This window comes from Dyadobacter sp. 22481 (assembly GCF_052044875.1).
Taxonomy (GTDB): domain Bacteria; phylum Bacteroidota; class Bacteroidia; order Cytophagales; family Spirosomataceae; genus Dyadobacter; species Dyadobacter endophyticus.
Window position 1 is genome coordinate 135,350 of record NZ_JBQENV010000006.1, and the last position, 18,584, is coordinate 153,933.

The window sequence follows — 18,584 nt, forward strand, 5'->3', positions numbered from 1 at the left end:
GAAGGTGCCGGTAGGAGAGATCTTACCGGCATTTTTCATGAAATGCCCTTGGAGGCTAAAATCTCGGGGTGATATCTTTTCATTAGCAGAAAGTATGCCCCTGCGCCGGCGAGTACTGACAATGTAAGCTCCGGCAATGGGGCGAGACGGCCGTTTAGGAAGTACCGCACCATTAAGATCAGGGCGAGCATTGCGACGCTGGGAATGCTGTTTTTTAGAATGATCCGGATGAGCGCAAAGTGTCCTACCGAAATGATTTTCTTTACAAAATGATTGTAGACCAGAAAGCTCACCAGACTCGTGGCGACAATACTTGCGGCGACCCCATCGATTCCATATCCCGCAACCAATGCAAACAGGATACCCGAGGCGGCGATCATTCGGGTGAGTAAGATGATTTTCAGATATGATTTGGTTTGGCCGATCGCCTGATAGATGGCTCCCGGGAAAACACAAATCTCAAATAGCGATGCAAAACCCAGAATTCTCAATATAGGAATTGCTTGTATCCATTTATCACCCAATAAAATGGGAACCGCAAGATCGCATACCACTGAAAAACCGACAATCACGGGAAAACCAATCAATGTCGCGAGCGATACCGTTTTCAGATAAAAGCTGCCCATCGCCGTTCTGTCCCCCTGGATTTTGGAAAACGCGGCAAAAATAACCTGGGAAATCCTGCCCTTGATATTCGAGACAGGCCAGACGTAGAGGCTGTAAGCCAGACTATATATTCCCAATGCGTTGATTCCCATCCATTTCCCAATGAGGATGTCGTCAATTTTCCTACCGAAGACCAACAAAAACTGTGATAGCGATTGAGGAACCCCAAAATGCAGGAGTTCCTTTATTTCGGAGAGCGCCGGACGAAACCTAAACTTCGGCCATGCATAAGCGCATAATGTAAGCGTTCGGACGCTTTGCACGAGGAGGAGTCTTGCCCCCAACGCTATCCAGCCATGTCCGTTGTATGCCAGCCATACAGCCACTACTCCGGAAACGACAATACTCAGGATATTGGTGAATGCAATCTTATCGAAGGCCAGGCGCCTTTGTAATTCAGAGAGCGGGAATGCCTCGATCGCCTGAAAAGGGATGGACCACATCAGCAGCAGGAACACGTCCTGTAATTGGGGCTTGTTATAAAACGCAGCAAGAAATGACGATGAAAAGCCAATAGCGAGCATCATTAATATCGCAAGCAGGGATGTCACGACGAGTACCGCCGAATAGAAGCGGTCGCTAACGACGGCACGCTGGGTGAGCGCAGAAGTGCTCCCCAGTGTGCCAAAGGTCTCAATCAGGCCCGTAAATGCCATCGCCGCGGCCAGCAACCCAAAATCGCCGGGTCCGAGCATACGGCTTAGCAGTAAATTAAAGCCAATGCTGCTTAATTGTCCGCCAAAGGAAATAATCAGATTCCACCTGATGCCCGAAAAGACGGACCGTTCAAACGAATCGGGGTTGATGTTTTCCAATGGAGCGCCTGTTTCGGATGTGGATCAGGAGAATGTATAGGGAATTTCGGGAGAGTTAACGGGTATTCTCCAGTGATCCGGATCGTCGTATTGATATGCCCGATCGACGATATTCAATAATGCGGCATGTTCGTTCGTAAAGTTTTGCACGCCATGCCATATTCGTGGAGGAACGATGATGAGCATAGGCCTGAACGCCCCGCAACGGAATTCGTTGATTTGCCCGTAAGTAGGGGATTCCGGGCGTGCGTCGTACAAAACGACTTTAATCAGACCTGTATTTACAAAAATGCGATCGGTAGTAACTTCGTGCGCATGCCACGCCGAGATACCGCCGGGAAGCAACGAAACCTGGAAAATCTGATCTACCGTTAGGTTGTCGAGTTCCCAGTCCTGCCGGTAGATTTCCGTCAGGAAGCCATTGTTTTTGATCACATTTTTAACCTCTTTCACTTTGACGCCGTCAATCAGGTCCAGGTTAGAGGGGTTCCATTGCGCGGTAATACTTTTAGCGTCTTTGATCGCGCTGTCGATACTCCATTTTTCGGCTTGTAACATTGTTCGGGGAAGGTTAGTTTGAGTTAGTTGAGTCCTCTTTTTTGGCGATAGCTTGCCACCAGACCGCCTTTTCGATAGTTTCTTTTCATGTAGAATTCTATGGTATTCAAGCCCAATCTGATGAAGGCAGTTTTAATCTTTTTCGTAAAAAATCGCCAGTAATACGTTTTTTCATCATAATAGCTTTCTTCGAAGCAATTATATAAGTATTTGACCGCCAATTGCTCTCTAAAATGCGGATTGTCGCGTAATTGCTCAAAGCACCGCTGGCTGTCCTGGGACATGCGGTCCTTATAAGAGTTCTTTCGCGAACTGGAAGGCAGGGCAATTACCGTAAAATGCCTGGTTGGCTCAATCCTCTTGCCGGCCTCGAAAGCACGTTTGAGCCAATCATGCGATGGCACGAGGTGCAGCTCCCTGGCCGGTCGCCAAAAACCGACGTCCTGGATCAGGCTTCGCTTGAAAAGCCAATTGCTCGCAGGCACAAAGATGCGTGACGGATGGTAACCGTACTTTTTTGAAACTACACCACTCAGGTAAAAATAACTTTTCTCTTCTCCGTGATCTATGAACCCGGCCGCCAGGGCCAGGTCTGCGCCTGACGATTGCAAGAAATTGAGAGAATAAGCAAGATGATCAGGAAACCATAGGTCATCATGGTTCAGAAAGGCGATAAAATCACCCTTTGCTTGTTTCAGGCCTACATTGTTGGGGCCCGACTGCTCACCGAAGTTCTCTTTCAGGTTGATAAAGGTTATTCTGGAGTCCTGAAAACCATTTACCACCGATTCCGTATCATCCGTACAGCAGTCCCCGACAACGATCAACTCCCATTCCTGAAAAGTTTGGTTCAATACAGACCGGATCGTGAAACCAAGGATATTGCTCCGATTGTAGGTTGCTGTAACGATCGAGATAACAGGGCTGCTCATGAAGGGGAAAGTAAGTACATATCTCATCTTACTCATAGCCTTTAGTCTCCGTAAGGCATCCTTTGGCGGAAATATAAAATCACCAAACTTTTCCTCACAATTATTAGTAGACGAATTGTTGCGTAGGCTTATATTTGATAATACTCAATCATTCCAAACCTGTTTTACTTCCACATCATGACACACCAGTCGGATCATCGTGCCTACTTTTTTAAGATAGATACGACTATCAAAAAGATTCGCAATGCATTGCAAAAGCAGCTGACTGAGGCGGGTTTTGACCTTACGGTCGACCAATGGGTGCTTATTGACCATATTTTCAGAAAGCAGGGCATCAGCCAGAACGAGCTGGCGGAAATGACCTTCAAAGACCCTCCGACCGTGACGAGGATTATCGATTTGCTGGAAAAGAAAGGCCTGGTTGAGCGCGGGCCAGCTGCGGGCGACCGCAGGAAATTCAATCTGTTTCTCACCAAAAGCGGGGAGGCGATCTACAACCAGGCGTTCCCGATCGTGGCCGACATCCGCCGCAAAGGGTGGGGAAGTCTCAGCGACGCCGATTACCAGCATTTCGTGCGGATCATGGATTCTATTTACCAAAATTTTACCTGATTTGACGGAATTTTACCTCTCCATTAAGTGGAAGAATGACAGCTTTTTACGTGGTTCTTCCACTTTTTTTGTGTAGAAGTGCGACCTTGATGGGGCATTTGCGGGAGCTTCCCATTAAACCTTTCACCACGTTTTTGTATCTAAACCATAGAACGGTTCCGCAACCAGCAGGTTTGAAAGGGCTGTTCGGTTAAATCAGTTTCATTTTATCCATCATTAAGGCCATGAAAAAGTTTTTTTTGCTCGGCGCTCTCATCACTTCATCACTTGTTACCCCCGCATTTTCCCAAGTCAAATCTGAGCTGCAATATCAGGTACCGAATATAGAAGTGGCGGGTTTCGCAGAAATGGAGGTTGTTCCCGATGAAATTTATTTCAACATCTCGCTCCGCGAGTATTTCCAGGACGAGAAGAACCAGAAGGACAAAGTCAATATCTCTACCCTCGAAAAGCAGCTGATCAAGGCGGTGGCCGATGCCGGCTTGCCAAAAGAGGCATTGTCGATCAGTGGGGTGGGCGGTTACCAGAACTATGTGGACAAAAAGAAAAAGCCTGCAACTTTCCTGGAAGCGAAACAGTATGAATTGAAAGTTTCGAGCGCCGAAAAACTGGACGGCATTTTGTCGAAGGTGGAAAGCCGTGGTGTGCAGTATGCCAATGTAGCGCGCGTCGACCATTCGAAGCGTGAAGAATTCAAAAAGCAGGTGAAGATCGATGCGTTGAAAGCTGCCAAGGTGAAGGCAGAGTACCTGGTAGCCGCTTTGGATCAGAAGTTGGGCAAAGTGCTCGAAATCAAAGAGCTGGACGAAAACCTTTATTTTCCTCAGCCGGTATTCGCCAAAGCCAATGTGCGTGCATTTGCAGCAGAGGCTTCGGATACCGTTCAGGACAGCGATGTACAGTATCAGAAAATCAAGATCAGTTACCGGATGCAGGCTGCATTTGAGATCAAATAGGCCGTTTCACGCATAAACTTCCCTCTCAGGTGCCCGGTAAATAGTTTGCCGGGCACAATTTTTTCTGTGTAATGCATCCGGATTTGTCAGTCCGTTCTTTTGTTGGAACTATTAGTTTCCTTAAATTGAATATTCAATCTCAAACTAAGTAACTGGAAATCATGAGCATTAACGCAAAACACCTGGCCACATTTATTTTGGGAGCCGCCGCGGGAGTGGCAGCACACAAATACCTTCAGACCGAGGAGGGAGAGAAGCTTCTGGAAGACCTTAAAACAAAGGCTAACAACCTGAAAGCCGAAGCCGAAGGGGCCATCGATAAAGCTCCTGAGTATTTCGAGGAACTAAAAACCAAAGGGGCGGAAACTCTGAAGGGCAACTTTCCGGATGCGGAGACCTTTTTTAAGGATTTGTTTGAAAAATTCAAGGGCACAAAGGACGCTGCATCCACGGAAACGGATATTACGCCAACACCCGACCCTATTTCCTGATAACAGATCACATGGGTGCCGGAGAATGCTTGTACCAGGCACTCTCCGGCATTTTTATTGCCCTAGTAAACCGTTGATCTGGGCATACTGGATGAGCATGATGGTCTTGGCGTCGTTGATTTCGCCGCTGGTGACCATTTGAATCGCTTTTGTGAAGGGGATTTCAATTACCTCAATGTTCTCCTGCTCCGTGGCGCAGCCCCCGCCGTTACTGACTTTCATATCGTCGGAATAGGCTGCTACAAAAAAGTAAAGGATTTCAGTCACCGAGCCGGGCGACATGTATGCTTCGAATATTTTCTTCACCGAGCTTACTTTGTAACCGGTTTCCTCCTCCGTTTCACGTTTAATGCATGCTTCGGGATTGTCTTTGTCGAGAAGGCCTGCGCAGGCTTCGATCATCATGCCGGTGTCATTCCCGTTGGTATAAGTAGGCAGGCGAAACTGCCTTGTCAGCACAACGGTCTGTTTTTCCTTATTATAAAGCAAAATCACCGCGCCATTCCCGCGGTCGTACGCTTCACGCGCCTGGCGCTCCCAGGAGCCGTCGGCGCGTTGGTAGTCGAATGTGTATTTGCGAAGCGTGTACCAGTTATTCGAAAGGACTTCTTCCGATGCCATGTTGACGCGGGGATTTGCCATTGATTGAATTTGATTATTTGTGATTAATAATGATCAAAATTAATCAAAACTTTTCTACGAGCAAAAAAGAATGAGCCAATGGCGAATATTTAGTGATCCGGATTACTTTGCGGTTGTTATCTCAACCTACGTTCCATGAAACCTGCATCTTACTGGATTGAAAAGTATAACCTTCTGCCTCACCCGGAAGGCGGCTATTATGCCGAAACTTACCGCGCATCCGAAAGTATTCCGCACCACGCATTACCCACGCGTTTCGGGGGCGACAGGGCATTTTCGACCGGCATTTACTTTTTACTCGAATCGCACAACTTCTCCGCATTCCACCGCATTCAGGCTGATGAAATGTGGCATTTCTATGCCGGGGAAGCGTTGGAAGTGTTTGTAATAGATGAAAAAACAGGCGAGCTGAACACAATCAGGCTAGGTAGCAATCCCGACAATGGAGAAACATTCCAGGCCGTGGTACCGGCCGGTGCGTGGTTCGGCTCACGCCCCGCGAGCGGGAGCACGTACGCGCTCGTGGGCTGCACCGTAGCGCCCGGTTTCGATTTTGCCGACTTCGAAATGGCCGGGCGGGAGGCATTATCCCAGGCTTATCCCCAACACGCCGGGCTGATCGCCGAACTTACCCGTTGCTGACAACCCGGCGTGCGTTAATATCCTGCGCTCGTATCGTCCCCGCGTGGGTCGGAGCCGCCTTCGAGGGAGCCGTCGGGGAGCACCAGGATGCAATCCATCCGGCCGATGGAGTTGCGTTGCTGTTCGAGGATGTAGCCCTTGTCCTGCAACTTCTTAATGGCCTCGGCCGAGAATGCATTGGCCTCGAAAGTAGTTTTGTCGGGCAGCCACTGGTGGTGGAATTTCAATGCATTCACGGCCTGCTGCATGGTCATACCGTGTTCCAGGACGTTTAGAATGGTTTGATAAACCGATGTAATGATGGTAGAACCGCCCGGCGTACCCACTACCATCAGCAGTTTTCCGTCTTTTTCGATGATGGTCGGCGTCATGGAAGAGAGCATTCGCTTGCCCGGTGCGATCGCATTGGCTTTATTGCCGATCAGCCCGTACATATTCGGTGCGCCGGCTTTAATACTGAAATCGTCCATTTCATTGTTCATAAAAAAGCCCCCGCCTTTCACTACGACGCGGCTGCCGTAGCCACCGTTCAAGGTAGTTGTGACGGATACTGCATTGCCTTCTTTGTCTACCACCGAAAAGTGTGTGGTTTCCAGGCTCTCGTAGCCCGGCAGCGTGCCGCCGTGAATATTTTTGCTGTCGGTCGCTTTGTCCCAGGAGAAATCGCTCCAACGTTTTTGCAGGTAAGCTTGGCTGATGAGATCGTTCACCGGCACCTTCACGAAATCGGGATCGCCCAGGAACTTAGCGCGGTCGGCGTACACGCGGCGCTCGGCCTCGATCATCACCTGAATAGTCGAATCGCTGTGCCAGCCCCATTTGCGCAGCGGGTGCTGCTCGGTGAGGCGCATAAGTTGCAGCAATGCTACGCCCCCGCTGGATGGCGGTGCCATCGTGATCACCTTATAGCGTTTATATCCTTCGGTAATGGTTTCGCGCCATTGTGCATGGTAATCGGCGAGGTCCTGTTTGCTGATAATGCCTTCTCCGTTCCTGTTAATATCCTTTACGAGCTTTTTGGCCACTCTGCCGGCATAGAAGCCTTCCCGACCTTTCTTCTGAACACGCTTCAATACTTTGGACAGGTCCTTCTGCACGAGGAGATCGCCCGCCGCCCAATCCTTGCCCGTCGGGTTCAGGAAATACAACGAGCCTGGATTTATGGTCAACAGATCCTTTTTGATCGAGTTGAGGCTGCGTGCCTCCCGTTCCGTCAGTATCACCCCATTTGCGGCAATGTCGATGGCTGGCTGCAATACCTGCTTCCAGCTTAGTTTACCATACCTGGCATGCGCCTGGGCCATACCATCCACAGACCCCGGCACGCCCGACGCCAGACGCCCCAGTGTACTCGAATTGGGAACAATATTGCCGTCTTTGTCAAGATACATATCGGCGTGGCCCTTTCCGGGAGCTTTTTCGCGGAAATCGATGCTATAACTTTTGCCATCTTTATCTCGTAAAACCAAAAATCCGCCGCCGCCGATATTGCCTGCCGAAGGATGAACCACAGCCAGCGCAAATTGCACGGCCACCGCGGCGTCCACTGCATTTCCGCCTGCCTTGAGAATATCCACCCCCACTTTCGAAGCCTCGGGATGGGCCGAAGCGACCATCCCGTTTTGTGCGACGACGCCTTTGCGGTCACTGAAAAAAGGTTTCTGATTAGGATCGTCGGAAAGGAACTGATAGAAGCCGGTAGATTCCTGTACTGGTTTCTGGGCGTAGGAAACGCCGGATAGCGTGCCGGCCAGCAGCATGAGCGCGAAGCGTAATTTCATATAGGAGTGTCAGGTTGATGTTGTAATTTATTAAATCGAACCCTTTTTCTTACCTTTTATACCAATTTATTTCGATGCATTGGGGCGATGCGTTAACTTTTGAATTCAAATTGTCCGTAACGTCATGATGAAGTTTTTACGACAGGTCTGGGAGAGTTTCCGCTTCGCCTGGGGAGCGCTCAAAACCAATGTTACCCGCACTATCCTATCGCTTCTCGGCGTCACGGTGGGCATATTCGCGATCGTTGCCGTGTTTACCATTGTCGATTCGCTGGAAAAAAGCATCCGCGACAGCCTGAGCTTCATCGGCGATAAAGTGATTTATGTACAAAAATGGCCGTGGGGCTTCGGTGGCGAGTATCAATGGTGGAAATACTTTCAATGGCCGGAACCGACCTATTCCGAATATAAATACCTCTACGAAAACCTGGAAAGTGCCAGTGCCGTGGCTGTCATGGATTTCAGGGGTAGCACGACGCTCAAAAATGGCTCCAATAGCATCAACGCCCAGATTCAGGGCGTGTCGTTTGAATACAACCTTATTTCCGACATTCCCGTCCAGAACGGCCGTTACTTCATTCCGCTTGAAACCAACAACGCCCGAAATGTGGCGATTGTCGGTGCGGATATCGCAGAATCGCTATTTCCCGGTCAGGATCCTGTCGGAAAGCCTTTCAAACTGGCGGGCCACAAGTTCACAATTATCGGCGTGAGGGAGAAAAAGGGAGAGAGCCTGGTTGACTTTGGCGGTAGCCCTGATAAAATTTGCCTGATCCCGTTCTCCTCATTTTCCAAACTGTTTCAATCCGGCCGGCGAAGCGCAGACATTGTAGTGAAGGGCTTTCCCGATGATGTCGGTATGAAGGAAGTGGAAGCGGAAATCGTGGGGCTAATGCGGACCAAGCGGGGTATCAAGCCTCGCGATGGCAATAATTTCTCATTAAACCGGCCCGAAGCGGCAGCCGTCGCGATTTCCGGATTGTTCGCGGTATTGACGATCGCGGGCTGGGTAATCGGGAGCTTTTCCATTCTGGTAGGTGGTTTTGGAATTGCCAATATCATGTTCGTATCGGTCAAGGAAAGAACAAACCTGATCGGTATTCAGAAATCGCTGGGCGCCAAGAATTATTCGATATTGTTCCAGTTTCTCTTCGAAGCAGTGATGCTGAGCCTTGTAGGAGGGCTTGTGGGGATATTCCTGGTGTACCTGCTTTCGTTCCTGAAACTCGGGTCGCTCGAAATCCTGCTGCTGCCGCGCAATGTGATACTTGGGTTGGGCGTGTCGAGCATTATAGGTGTGCTTTCGGGGATCGTTCCCGCAATGCTCGCCGCACGCATGGATCCGGTGATCGCCATCCGCGCAAAATAATCACTAGGAAAAATCAAACCGTTTTGCGAAGTTCGCTTCTATCACCATCACTGATCGAATATTATGCGTAAGTGGGTCATTTTCGCCGTATTTCTGGCAATCGTATTTGGGATTTTATATTATATCACCTTTGGATATTACAGTGAAGGAAAGCGCGGCGGATATGTGACAAGGCTGAGTAACCGGGGCTACCTGTTCAAAACATACGAAGGCGAGCTGAGAATGGGCGGCCTGTTCGAAGGTGACGGCACGATGAACTCATCGCAATGGGTGTTCTCGGTAAGCGGCAAGAACAAGGATGCTATTTCAAAACTGGAAGAGGCGATCAAAAATGGTCATCGGGTCTCATTGACTTACGAAGAGAAGTTTTTCAAACTGCCCTGGAATGGTGACACCAAGTTTTTTGTCACCGACGTGGAAGTACTCGGGCCGAGCCGTCCTGTGACGCCACCACCTTCTACGGTGCCTGCCCCAACGGAAATCGATACGACCAAGGCATTATAGCCAAAGCCGGAGCTAGCCTCCGGCTTTTTTTGCTTTATAGCTTTTGCTGCTGAGCCAGGTAATCACCTTGTCGCGATGGTCTCCCTGAATCTGGATCTCACCGTCTTTCACGGTGCCGCCGGTGCCGCACAGGTTTTTCAACTGCTTGCCTAATGCCTCCAAATCGGCATTTGTTCCGATAAACCCTTTGACAACCGTAATCACCTTTCCGCCGCCTTTGCGGTCGAGCCAAATGCGGAGATCCTGTTGCGGTGGGGCCAGGGTTTCAACCTCGTCTTCCTGGTCGTTGTATTCAAAGTCCGGGTTGGTGGAGTACACGACGCCCGAGCGGTTTTTCTTCGACATATTTTCAAAAGTTAGGGGAATTCAAATGATCACATTCAGGCTTCCCGGCTTTATTTTCACTTCAATCCGTGTGGTATCCAGTTGCAGCGGCTCACCGTCGTAGTGGATCATCGGAGGGGTGTCGGTTTCAACCAGAGCTTCCGTAGCACGCTGGTAGTTGATATAGGTTGATTGTCTCAACTGTTTGGTAAACAAGCCGTAAGCCAGCGCTGTGCCGTACCATTGCGGGAACGGGCTGATCGTACACACGTCCAGCAAGCCATCCTGCAAGCTGGCCTGCGGCGCTACCCACGCATTATTCCCGAATTGGCCTGCATTGGCAAATGAGAGCGAAAATGCCTGCGTTTCGACGCCGTTAAGCCGGAACAGCTGCGGTTTATAGGACCAATATGCCTTGAACGACACATTGACATAAGTAGCAAGCCCCCGTGCCTTTTGCTGGCTGAACAAATGCCCCACATAAGCATCAAAGCCCATTCCGGCAGTACAGAAGAACGGTATGCCGTTCAATTCGGCGCTGTCAATCGTCGAGGGCTTTCCTTCGAACAGCCGTTTCAATGCCGCGTCCAGGGTCAGGGGCAAGCCCAGGTGCCTCGCGAGGCCGTTTCCCGAGCCTAGCGGGAGAATGCCGATCGGGATATCGGTTCCAACAAGCGCCTTGGCAATCTCATTGACAGTACCGTCGCCACCGACGGCCACGATGGCCTTCCACTTTTCCGTGTGCATATGCTCGCGCACGAGCTGTGTCGCGTGGGCGGGTTCCTCGGTGAAGAGGATCTGGGCAGAACCGGCATTCTTTTTCGCGACGGAATGGATCCGTTCCCGTACAGCCGCGCTGTTCTTGCCGATCGAGGTGCCCGAATTGGGATTCAGTATAAATAAATAGGGATGGGTCACTGGTCAGGCAAAAAATAGGAACAGAATGAGGAGAAAAACAATGATGAACAGGTAATACAGACCATCTACGAAAGGGTATCGCTGACGGTCGATTTTCTTGAAAATGCTGTTAAACTTGCTCATACCTGTTGGATCAATGATATTTCGGCAATGCGCCTTTCCGGGGCGATGATCTTTCCGTTATATTTAGAATCGTCAATTGCACTACAAAAATCCGTAAAAAATATGAGAAACTGGCTTTTTACCCTCATTCTGATCGGCGTCGCATTCACGGCAAATGCCCAATCGGCGCGCGACAAGGACGAGATCCTCGGCATTCTGAAACGTCAGGAAGCAGATTGGAACAAAGGGGATATCAAATCGTTCATGAACGGCTACTGGGAATCCGATTCGCTGATGTTTGTCGGAAAGACGGGTATTACCTACGGCTACAAGCCTACCTATGAGGGTTATCTCAAACGTTACCCCGACCGTGCGACGATGGGTACTTTGAAATTTACCTTTCTCAATTTTTCATTCCCGGGCCCGGGTGTCGCGTTCGTGGTAGGGAAATTTCATTTGACCCGACCTGAAAAAGGCGATATGGAAGGGCATTACACGCTTTTGTTCAAAAAAATTAAGGGCAAATGGCTGATCGTTTGCGATCATACGAGCGGGTAACAAAAAAGCCGGACTGAGAAGCCCGGCTCTTTTGTTTATTATTTGAAAGCTTATACTTTTTTGAATTTCAAAACGACATCAATAGCCGCTGAACCAGGAATAACGGCGGCATCGTCAACGGCAACTTGCAAATCGGAGCCGTTCAGCGTGTATTTAAAAGATTTGGAATTGTTCGAAGCGTCTTTCAATATCAGATTACCATCCTTAACTTCCCATTTAGCGCCAGTGATGGGTATAACGGAATTAATGAGCGTCACAGCAGTAGGACAATCGGCAGTGGCAACGGTATTGTCGGCCTTAAAAGTCAATTTCAAGCTGTATATACACGGGACGAGTGCGGCAGGATCAACGGGGAGCGTAGATCCGGGAGCAGCTGCAACGGCAGTAAGTTGCCACGTCGCCACGATTGGATCGTTGTTTGCTGGCGGTGTCGGATCATCTTTGTCATCATCCTTACAAGCAAAAACGACAGAAAGGATCATGAGCATGGCGAGCAAGGAGGTCTTGCTGAGGGCGTAGGTTTTTTTCATAGTTGAGAACGTAAAAAAGTTAAGATCAATAGAGTTGATTCGCGTTAGTGTTTAACGCGCAAACTTAGTGAAAAATGCTCTTACAGGGAATTTTTATGACTTAGCGGAATTAAGAAGAAAAGCGTTGATCAAATCCGCCGCCGCCTCGCCGGGCACTTTTTCCCCGCTTCGGACAGCCTCATCCATGGTGGCGATGTGCTTTTTCACCCATTCATTTTCATAAAACCGGTCTTCCAGCAACTGCCGGATCTGCTCGCGAAGCCAGTCTACCCGTTGAAACTGCCTGTTTTGCTGTAAAAAGCCATGTTCGGAAGTTTGAGCATAGTAATCCGAAATCAGCTTCCAAATTGCTTCCATTCCAATGCCTTCCAATGCCGAACACGCCACAACCTGAACGGGCACCTTCGAGGGCGGCTCCGGGAAAAGATGCAAAGCCTGACGGTATTCGGAGACGGCTTTCGCGACTGCCAGCTCGTTGCCACTATCAGCCTTGTTAACAGCCACGGCATCCACCATTTCCATAATGCCCTTTTTGATGCCCTGTAACTCGTCGCCCGCACCGGCAAGCATGAGCAGGAGGAAGAAATCGGTCATGCCTTTTACCAGCGTTTCGGATTGGCCAACGCCCACCGTTTCAACCAATATCATGTCGTAACCTGCCGCTTCACACAACAATATCGCCTCACGTGTGTGCCGTGCGACGCCCCCGAGCGAAAGATTCGTAGGCGAAGGGCGGATGTACGCGTTCGGGTCACGTGCGAGTTTTTCCATTCGCGTTTTGTCGCCCAATATGCTCCCGCCCGACTGTTTGCTGCTCGGATCGACCGCCAGCACAGCTACGCGCTTGCCCAGCGAAGTAAGGTAAACGCCGAATGCCTCGATAAATGTGCTTTTCCCCACCCCCGGTACGCCGGTAATGCCAATGCGAATCGACTTACCGGTATGTGGCAAGATATTTTGGAGGATCTGGCCTGCCAATGCGCGGTCGTCGGGAAGGCTGCTTTCCATGACCGTAATGGCCCGGCTGAGCGTTGCCCGGTCGCCCGCGAGGACGCCTTTGGTATATGTTTCGACAGGCAATCGCTGGCGCATTGGACGTGAATTTTACATTGGCAGACAAACAGGCACTGTCTGTCGCTAAAATGAAACTTTTTGACTTAAAACAGGTGAAAAGGTGTATATTGCTCGTTTACAACCCAATATTTCCAATTTTTTAACCATTATAATGAAAATTTCAGTATTTCGTCTGGGCCTCATTGCAATGAGCAGTCTGGGCTTCTTCAACAACACTATCGCACAGGAAGCGGAGAAGGTGAAATATGATGCGCATGTGCTCTTCCACCCGCTCTTCAACTTCCAGCCCGGCAACGAGTACCGGACCGGAAGTGGCGCCCCCGGGCCCAAATACTGGCAAAACCGTGCCGATTACAAGATCAATGTAGCGCTCGAAGAGGAGAAAGGGACTGTGAGCGGGGAAGTGGAGCTTACCTATAAAAACAATAGTCCTGAAAACCTCGAATTTATCTGGCTCCAACTCGATCAGAATGCATTTGGCAGCCATTCGAGAGGCGCACAAACCACGCCGGTTACCGGTGGCCGTTTCGGTAATATGGGTTTTGACGGCGGAGATTCCATCAAAGCAGTAACTGTGCAGCAAGGTAAGGGCGCATTTGTGGATGCGGAATACAAGATTACCGATACCCGGATGCAGATCCGCCTCAAAACACCGGTGAAAGCGAATGGTGATGTGATTAAAATCAAGCTGGCCTATTCATTCAAAGTTCCTGAGTACGGCTCCGACCGCATGGGTACGCTTGAAACGAAAAATGGTATCGTGTACGAAATGGCGCAATGGTACCCCCGCGTAGCCGTTTTTGACGATATCGAAGGATGGAATTTGCTTCCCTACCTTGGTGCAGGTGAGTTTTACCTCGAATATGGTGATTTTGAATACAATGTAACTGTTCCCTGGGATCATATCGTAGTAGGTTCGGGCGAATTGCTTAACCCGAACGAAGTACTTACCGCTGAGCAACGTAAAAGACTGGCCGAAGCTGCCAAAAGCGACCAGACCGTCGTAATCCGCAGTGCAGAAGAAGTTACTAACCCAAATACGAGACCAAAACAATCGGGCACATTGACCTGGCGCTTCCGTTGCGTGCAGGCGCGCGACATTGCCTGGGCTACTTCCAAAGCGTTTGTATGGGATGCGGCGCGTATGAACCTGCCGAAAGGCAAAACTGCGTTGGCGCAGTCGGTGTATCCGGCCGAGGACGGCGGGCTCGATGGCTGGGGCCGTTCGACCGAGTACGTAAAGGGATGCATCGAGTTCTATTCCAATTATGTGCATGAATATACCTACCCCGTGGCGACGAATGTGGCCGGTATTGTGGGTGGTATGGAATATCCCGGAATCGTTTTTTGCAGCAGCAAGAGCCGTAAAGAGGATCTTTGGGGCGTAACCGATCATGAGTTCGGCCACAACTGGTTCCCGATGATCGTAGGTAACAATGAGCGTAAATATGCGTGGATGGACGAAGGGTTCAATACGTTTATCAACTTCCTTTCGGGCGATAACTTTAATAATGGGGAATATAAAACGACCCAGATGAACGATATGCATCGTCTGGCACCGATGATCTTCCGCCCGAAAGCGGATCCGATTATGACGATTCCTGACGTGGTTCAGGCCGTGAACCTGGGCTGGGAAGCGTATTATAAACCTGCATTAGGCCTGAAAATGCTTCGCGAGCAAATTCTCGGCAAAGAGCGTTTCGACTATGCATTCAAAATTTATGTGCAACGCTGGGCATTCAAGCATCCCACGCCTTACGATTTCTTCCGAACCATCGAGGATGCAGCTGGCGAAGACCTGGGCTGGTTCTGGAAAGGCTGGTTTTTCGAGAATTATAAACTCGACCAGTCAGTGAAGGAGGTGGCCTATGTAGAACAAAACCCGCAGAAGGGCTCTTATATCACTATTGAGAACCTGGACCAGCTGGCAATGCCCGTAAAAGTGGATATCGAAGAAGTAAGTGGGAAAAAAACGCGCGTTGAACTGCCGGTAGAAATCTGGCAGCGGGGGGGTGCATGGACGTTCAAAGCGGCTACTCAGGGGCCTATCCGGTCGGTAATGATTGATCCTGAGCATAGCCTCCCGGATATCAATCCTGAAAACAATGTTTGGAAACCGGCATCATACAATGCCGAGCCGGACGTGAACTAAGCATTGAGCGACATAGGTTGCATCAAATATGACTAAGCTGACAACGAAGTTTTTGATGCAACCTATGTTTATGACTTATTGTCGGGCAATCAAATGGTAAGCAGCATAGCCCCGTACGAATAGCCGCCGCCAAATACCGTGATCACGATATTTTCACCTTTTTTGAATTTCTCTTTATTCTCCGAAAGCGCGATCGCGCATCCGGCACAGCCCGTGTTACCGAGGTATTGAATGTTCGATATCAGTTTTTCGGCAGGGATACCCAATGTATTGATCACATTGAGGCTGATCCTATGATTGGCCTGGTGCGGGATAAGGTAATCGAGGTCGTTGATCGTCAGGCCGCATTCTTGCAAAACCTGCTGACTTACTTTGGGCATGTACACGCATGCATTCTGGAACACATCACGTCCGAAAGGCATCACCACTCCACGATCGTTCGGCCGAAGCACCACTGCATCCACTGCTTTTCCGCTGGTAGCAGCACCGCCGGTAATCAACTTTTTGATTTGCATATCGTTCTCCGTCTGCCGCTCTTTTGAAATGAGCAATGCAGAAGCGCCATCTCCCCACAAATGCCCTGAAACCGTATCCATTTCGTTGTAGTAGGCCGTATTATGGTCGGAAACTACCACCAGCGCTTTGGAGGCCTTGCCCATGGCAAAATAACCTTCGACGATCTCGATGGCATTGAGCAGCGACGAGCATGCGGAAGAAATGCTCACGACGGGAATGTCGGGAATTTGAAGCTGATGCTGTACCGCGTGTGCGAGCGTGACGATGGTATCGTAAGGCGTATAAGTTGCCCCCACGATCAGATCTATCTCGTTTTTACTGTAAGGGATTTTTTCAAGTAAGGATTCCACAGCCCTGATGGCCATGGTCGAGGTATTTTCGTCTGCTGATGCTTTACGTCTTTCTGAGATTCCCGTTCTTTCCGTGATCCACTCGTTAGATAGGTTGTTGAGATTTGTAAAATATTCATTACCAATAACTTCGCTTGGCAGATAATGACTAACCGTATTAATATACATGATTGAGAAGTTGACTTCGCAAGCTACAATTCTTTTCGATTCCGAAAGTTAAATATTTCGTAGAAATCGTAGCACTCCATATTTGAACAATTCAATAATAAATTTATAAAATCATAATGCGTGTTTCTGTAAATCAGATTGTCAGGAATGCAAAATGTCGTTATAAAATGACAACAGTTTTGCTTCTTCCGAGGCCCAGTTATAGCGGGTCTCCGAGGCTTTTCTCCCGTTGTTACCCATTTGCGAGCGTAACGCATTCTCGGAAATGCAGCATTGCAGCGCGTTATGCAGCGCTTCCGGATCATACGGTGAGATACAATAACCACTTCCCGAGTCCTCCACGATTCGCTTGTAAAGAGGGAAATCCGAAGTAATAACAGGCAATTTTAGTGCCATGTACTCAAACATTTTCGTTGGAAACGAATCCGGATAATCGGCCACAGGTTTAAGCAATGCGATACCGGCGATTGCCTGGCTGGCATATTTTAGCGCCACTTGCTGGTCGGTATAACCGTGGAATGTGATATTATTCATTACCTGCCCGTAGTCTGCTATGGCTCCCAGCTCCTCCTTGTCTACCCTCATGGGGCCGAAAAGGTGCAGATGGCAGTCAGGATAGCTCTTCTTCAATAGGGCCAGCGCATTGATCATCGTATCCAGGCAGCGTTCCATAGACACCACACCCAGGTAGAATAGCTCGGGCCCGCGCCCGCGTATGCCCGCAGGTGGGAGGGAGTCTATTACCGGTAGTGATACATAATTGTGGATAACAGCGAATGGCCTTGCCAGCTCGTGGTATTCGTTTAAATAGGCATCGTCGGTAAAAATGCAGTGAAACTTCCGTCGCGCCAGTTTGTCGAAAAAACGGAATAGTGTTTTGAAAACCAGATTATTGTTATATCGCTTGATGGCGAATTTCTTAAACAGGTTCTCCTGCACTTCGTAAACCACTTTCGCACCTGCCCACTGAAAGAGCAAGGCGAGGGGGATCAGCTCTGGTACAAAAATGTGGACGATATCCGGCCTCAGCGGCAGGCATTTTAACAATGCAATGGGATGCGCCAGTAAAATCCTGGGGAGCAACCGCCCGAATTTTGGCAGGCTGATCAAATGCAGATTTTCTCGCAAATCTCCGCGAACCCCGGGCAACGCACAAAACACCTCATAATAGCTTTGGAGCGAAGGCGCAATCTTGTACATAATGCGCGGGTCTGCCGACGGGTGCGCCGTACTGAGCAGCAGCACGCGTTTCATGCGCGGGTTACGATCGCTACGCCCGACGAAGTCCCGATACGTTCCGCACCGGCTTCGATCATGGCAATGGCCTGTTCATAAGTCTTGATACCACCCGATGCCTTGATTTTTACTTCCGCAGGCAGAATCGAACGCATTTTACGAACCGTTTCGGCATCCGCACCGCCGGGCCCAAAGCCGGTGGATGTTTTGACAAAATCCACTTTGGCTTCCGCGCAGATTTCGCAGGCCGTGTACAGATCGAACGAATCGAGGTAAGCGGTTTCGACAATGACTTTCAGCAATGCATTCTGCTCATGCGCGAGGTCCGAGAGTTGTTTGAGTTCTTCGCGGACGCTCAGATAAGCCATGGATTTGAATTGTGAAAGATTCATTACCACATCGAGCTCGGTAGCACCATTTTGCAATGCCTCCCGTGCTTCGAAAAGCTTGGTAGCAGTGGTAGAATAGCCCATTGGAAAGCCGATCACCGTTGCCGTTTCGATTTTAACCGGACAAAATTCCAGCATTTCCATTACATACGGCACATATACAGGTGCGACGCAAACGGCCTTGAACTGATGGATCCAGGCCTCTTCACAGATTTTGCGGATGTCGGTTTCGCTGGCCGTCGCGCTGAGCAGCGTATGGTCGATGTAGGAAGAAAGATTGTCCATATTAAAAACGGAAA

20 protein-coding genes are annotated in these 18,584 nt (G+C 49.5%); 8 read left to right on the forward strand and 12 right to left on the reverse strand.

The window, feature by feature from the left end; genetic code table 11:
* Positions 1 to 35 precede the first annotated feature (35 nt).
* The 3 genes from ACTJJJ_RS30460 to ACTJJJ_RS30470 are packed head-to-tail and all read right to left on the reverse strand — an operon-like array spanning position 36 to position 2,971.
* The gene (locus tag ACTJJJ_RS30460) at positions 36 to 1,481 is read right to left on the reverse strand and encodes a lipopolysaccharide biosynthesis protein (RefSeq protein WP_440703787.1); all 1,446 of its coding nucleotides are present in this window, start codon (positions 1,479 to 1,481) and stop codon (positions 36 to 38) included.
* 24 nt (positions 1,482 to 1,505) lie between these two features.
* Complete coding sequence (locus tag ACTJJJ_RS30465) at positions 1,506 to 2,039, reverse strand: dTDP-4-dehydrorhamnose 3,5-epimerase family protein (RefSeq protein ID WP_188939123.1); 534 nt, start codon at positions 2,037 to 2,039, stop codon at positions 1,506 to 1,508.
* A 23-nt stretch (positions 2,040 to 2,062) separates the two neighbouring features.
* The gene (locus tag ACTJJJ_RS30470; RefSeq protein WP_440703788.1) at positions 2,063 to 2,971 is read right to left on the reverse strand and encodes a glycosyltransferase family 2 protein; all 909 of its coding nucleotides are present in this window, start codon (positions 2,969 to 2,971) and stop codon (positions 2,063 to 2,065) included.
* Between the two features lie 177 nt (positions 2,972 to 3,148).
* Here ACTJJJ_RS30470 and ACTJJJ_RS30475 point away from each other — a divergent pair, with 177 nt between their 5' ends.
* The 3 genes from ACTJJJ_RS30475 to ACTJJJ_RS30485 all read left to right on the forward strand — a co-directional run bounded on the left by ACTJJJ_RS30475 (position 3,149) and on the right by ACTJJJ_RS30485 (position 5,030).
* Positions 3,149 to 3,583: a MarR family winged helix-turn-helix transcriptional regulator gene (locus ACTJJJ_RS30475; RefSeq protein WP_188939121.1), complete on the forward strand. Its 435-nt coding sequence runs from the start codon at positions 3,149 to 3,151 to the stop codon at positions 3,581 to 3,583.
* 224 nt (positions 3,584 to 3,807) lie between these two features.
* On the forward strand, positions 3,808 to 4,539 hold the full coding sequence (locus tag ACTJJJ_RS30480) for an SIMPL domain-containing protein (RefSeq protein WP_440703789.1): 732 nt from the start codon (positions 3,808 to 3,810) through the stop codon (positions 4,537 to 4,539).
* 161 nt (positions 4,540 to 4,700) lie between these two features.
* The gene (locus ACTJJJ_RS30485) at positions 4,701 to 5,030 is read left to right on the forward strand and encodes a YtxH domain-containing protein (RefSeq protein ID WP_188939119.1); all 330 of its coding nucleotides are present in this window, start codon (positions 4,701 to 4,703) and stop codon (positions 5,028 to 5,030) included.
* Between the two features lie 54 nt (positions 5,031 to 5,084).
* Here ACTJJJ_RS30485 and nudK read toward each other — a convergent pair whose 3' ends face one another.
* Positions 5,085 to 5,672: a GDP-mannose pyrophosphatase NudK gene (gene nudK / locus ACTJJJ_RS30490; protein ID WP_440703790.1), complete on the reverse strand. Its 588-nt coding sequence runs from the start codon at positions 5,670 to 5,672 to the stop codon at positions 5,085 to 5,087.
* Between the two features lie 135 nt (positions 5,673 to 5,807).
* Between nudK and ACTJJJ_RS30495 the strand changes: the two genes are divergently transcribed.
* Entirely contained in the window at positions 5,808 to 6,314 is a 507-nt protein-coding gene (locus ACTJJJ_RS30495; protein ID WP_440703791.1) for a cupin domain-containing protein, read from the forward strand.
* Positions 6,315 to 6,328: 14 nt separating this feature from the next.
* On the opposite strand, the gene ggt is transcribed toward ACTJJJ_RS30495, so the two are convergent.
* The gene (gene ggt, locus ACTJJJ_RS30500; protein ID WP_440703792.1) at positions 6,329 to 8,095 is read right to left on the reverse strand and encodes a gamma-glutamyltransferase; all 1,767 of its coding nucleotides are present in this window, start codon (positions 8,093 to 8,095) and stop codon (positions 6,329 to 6,331) included.
* Positions 8,096 to 8,219: 124 nt separating this feature from the next.
* On the opposite strand from ggt, the gene ACTJJJ_RS30505 reads away from it, so the two are divergent.
* Together ACTJJJ_RS30505 and ACTJJJ_RS30510 are read left to right on the forward strand one after the other, a co-directional pair.
* On the forward strand, positions 8,220 to 9,464 hold the full coding sequence (locus tag ACTJJJ_RS30505) for an ABC transporter permease (RefSeq protein ID WP_188939115.1): 1,245 nt from the start codon (positions 8,220 to 8,222) through the stop codon (positions 9,462 to 9,464).
* 63 nt (positions 9,465 to 9,527) lie between these two features.
* Positions 9,528 to 9,968 (forward strand): hypothetical protein, encoded by a 441-nt coding sequence (locus ACTJJJ_RS30510; RefSeq protein WP_188939114.1) that lies wholly within the window; start codon positions 9,528 to 9,530, stop codon positions 9,966 to 9,968.
* Positions 9,969 to 9,980: 12 nt separating this feature from the next.
* Here ACTJJJ_RS30510 and ACTJJJ_RS30515 read toward each other — a convergent pair whose 3' ends face one another.
* A complete protein-coding gene (locus ACTJJJ_RS30515; RefSeq protein WP_188939113.1) occupies positions 9,981 to 10,313 on the reverse strand; it encodes a translation initiation factor in 333 nt (110 codons plus the stop codon).
* A gap of 21 nt (positions 10,314 to 10,334) precedes the next feature.
* Entirely contained in the window at positions 10,335 to 11,210 is an 876-nt protein-coding gene (locus ACTJJJ_RS30520) for a diacylglycerol/lipid kinase family protein (protein WP_440703793.1), read from the reverse strand.
* 225 nt (positions 11,211 to 11,435) lie between these two features.
* Between ACTJJJ_RS30520 and ACTJJJ_RS30525 the strand changes: the two genes are divergently transcribed.
* Positions 11,436 to 11,870 carry a YybH family protein gene (locus tag ACTJJJ_RS30525; RefSeq protein WP_188939111.1) on the forward strand — a complete coding sequence of 145 codons (435 nt, stop codon included), beginning with the start codon at positions 11,436 to 11,438 and terminating at the stop codon, positions 11,868 to 11,870.
* Between the two features lie 50 nt (positions 11,871 to 11,920).
* Here the strand turns inward: ACTJJJ_RS30525 and ACTJJJ_RS30530 are convergent, their stop codons facing one another.
* Together ACTJJJ_RS30530 and meaB are read right to left on the reverse strand one after the other, a co-directional pair.
* Positions 11,921 to 12,400 carry a lipocalin family protein gene (locus tag ACTJJJ_RS30530; protein ID WP_440703794.1) on the reverse strand — a complete coding sequence of 160 codons (480 nt, stop codon included), beginning with the start codon at positions 12,398 to 12,400 and terminating at the stop codon, positions 11,921 to 11,923.
* 93 nt (positions 12,401 to 12,493) lie between these two features.
* Entirely contained in the window at positions 12,494 to 13,492 is a 999-nt protein-coding gene (gene meaB, locus ACTJJJ_RS30535) for a methylmalonyl Co-A mutase-associated GTPase MeaB (RefSeq protein WP_440703795.1), read from the reverse strand.
* 133 nt (positions 13,493 to 13,625) lie between these two features.
* Here meaB and ACTJJJ_RS30540 point away from each other — a divergent pair, with 133 nt between their 5' ends.
* Positions 13,626 to 15,626, forward strand: a complete 2,001-nt coding sequence (locus ACTJJJ_RS30540; RefSeq protein WP_188939108.1) for a M1 family metallopeptidase — start codon at positions 13,626 to 13,628, stop codon at positions 15,624 to 15,626.
* Positions 15,627 to 15,715: 89 nt separating this feature from the next.
* On the opposite strand, the gene ACTJJJ_RS30545 is transcribed toward ACTJJJ_RS30540, so the two are convergent.
* The 3 genes from ACTJJJ_RS30545 to deoC form a co-directional block, all read right to left on the reverse strand.
* Positions 15,716 to 16,660, reverse strand: coding sequence for a 3-oxoacyl-ACP synthase III family protein (locus ACTJJJ_RS30545; RefSeq protein WP_188939107.1), 945 nt, complete (start codon positions 16,658 to 16,660; stop codon positions 15,716 to 15,718).
* A 141-nt stretch (positions 16,661 to 16,801) separates the two neighbouring features.
* Positions 16,802 to 17,914 (reverse strand): glycosyltransferase family 4 protein, encoded by a 1,113-nt coding sequence (locus ACTJJJ_RS30550; protein WP_440703796.1) that lies wholly within the window; start codon positions 17,912 to 17,914, stop codon positions 16,802 to 16,804.
* A complete protein-coding gene (gene deoC / locus ACTJJJ_RS30555; RefSeq protein ID WP_440703797.1) occupies positions 17,911 to 18,570 on the reverse strand; it encodes a deoxyribose-phosphate aldolase in 660 nt (219 codons plus the stop codon). The genes ACTJJJ_RS30550 and deoC overlap by 4 nt, the downstream gene beginning before the upstream one ends.
* Positions 18,571 to 18,584: the final 14 nt, after the last annotated feature.

Coding starts and splice junctions, on each gene's coding strand:
- ACTJJJ_RS30465 (WP_188939123.1), bottom strand. CDS start 2,039: ATGTTACAAGCCGAAAAATGGAGTATCGACAGCGCGATCAAAGACGCT.
- ACTJJJ_RS30470 (WP_440703788.1), bottom strand. CDS start 2,971: ATGAGCAGCCCTGTTATCTCGATCGTTACAGCAACCTACAATCGGAGC.
- ACTJJJ_RS30475 (WP_188939121.1), top strand. CDS start 3,149: ATGACACACCAGTCGGATCATCGTGCCTACTTTTTTAAGATAGATACG.
- ACTJJJ_RS30480 (WP_440703789.1), top strand. CDS start 3,808: ATGAAAAAGTTTTTTTTGCTCGGCGCTCTCATCACTTCATCACTTGTT.
- ACTJJJ_RS30485 (WP_188939119.1), top strand. CDS start 4,701: ATGAGCATTAACGCAAAACACCTGGCCACATTTATTTTGGGAGCCGCC.
- nudK (WP_440703790.1), bottom strand. CDS start 5,672: ATGGCAAATCCCCGCGTCAACATGGCATCGGAAGAAGTCCTTTCGAAT.
- ACTJJJ_RS30495 (WP_440703791.1), top strand. CDS start 5,808: ATGAAACCTGCATCTTACTGGATTGAAAAGTATAACCTTCTGCCTCAC.
- ggt (WP_440703792.1), bottom strand. CDS start 8,095: ATGAAATTACGCTTCGCGCTCATGCTGCTGGCCGGCACGCTATCCGGC.
- ACTJJJ_RS30505 (WP_188939115.1), top strand. CDS start 8,220: ATGATGAAGTTTTTACGACAGGTCTGGGAGAGTTTCCGCTTCGCCTGG.
- ACTJJJ_RS30510 (WP_188939114.1), top strand. CDS start 9,528: ATGCGTAAGTGGGTCATTTTCGCCGTATTTCTGGCAATCGTATTTGGG.
- ACTJJJ_RS30515 (WP_188939113.1), bottom strand. CDS start 10,313: ATGTCGAAGAAAAACCGCTCGGGCGTCGTGTACTCCACCAACCCGGAC.
- ACTJJJ_RS30525 (WP_188939111.1), top strand. CDS start 11,436: ATGAGAAACTGGCTTTTTACCCTCATTCTGATCGGCGTCGCATTCACG.
- ACTJJJ_RS30530 (WP_440703794.1), bottom strand. CDS start 12,400: ATGAAAAAAACCTACGCCCTCAGCAAGACCTCCTTGCTCGCCATGCTC.
- meaB (WP_440703795.1), bottom strand. CDS start 13,492: ATGCGCCAGCGATTGCCTGTCGAAACATATACCAAAGGCGTCCTCGCG.
- ACTJJJ_RS30540 (WP_188939108.1), top strand. CDS start 13,626: ATGAAAATTTCAGTATTTCGTCTGGGCCTCATTGCAATGAGCAGTCTG.
- ACTJJJ_RS30545 (WP_188939107.1), bottom strand. CDS start 16,660: ATGTATATTAATACGGTTAGTCATTATCTGCCAAGCGAAGTTATTGGT.
- ACTJJJ_RS30550 (WP_440703796.1), bottom strand. CDS start 17,914: ATGAAACGCGTGCTGCTGCTCAGTACGGCGCACCCGTCGGCAGACCCG.
- deoC (WP_440703797.1), bottom strand. CDS start 18,570: ATGGACAATCTTTCTTCCTACATCGACCATACGCTGCTCAGCGCGACG.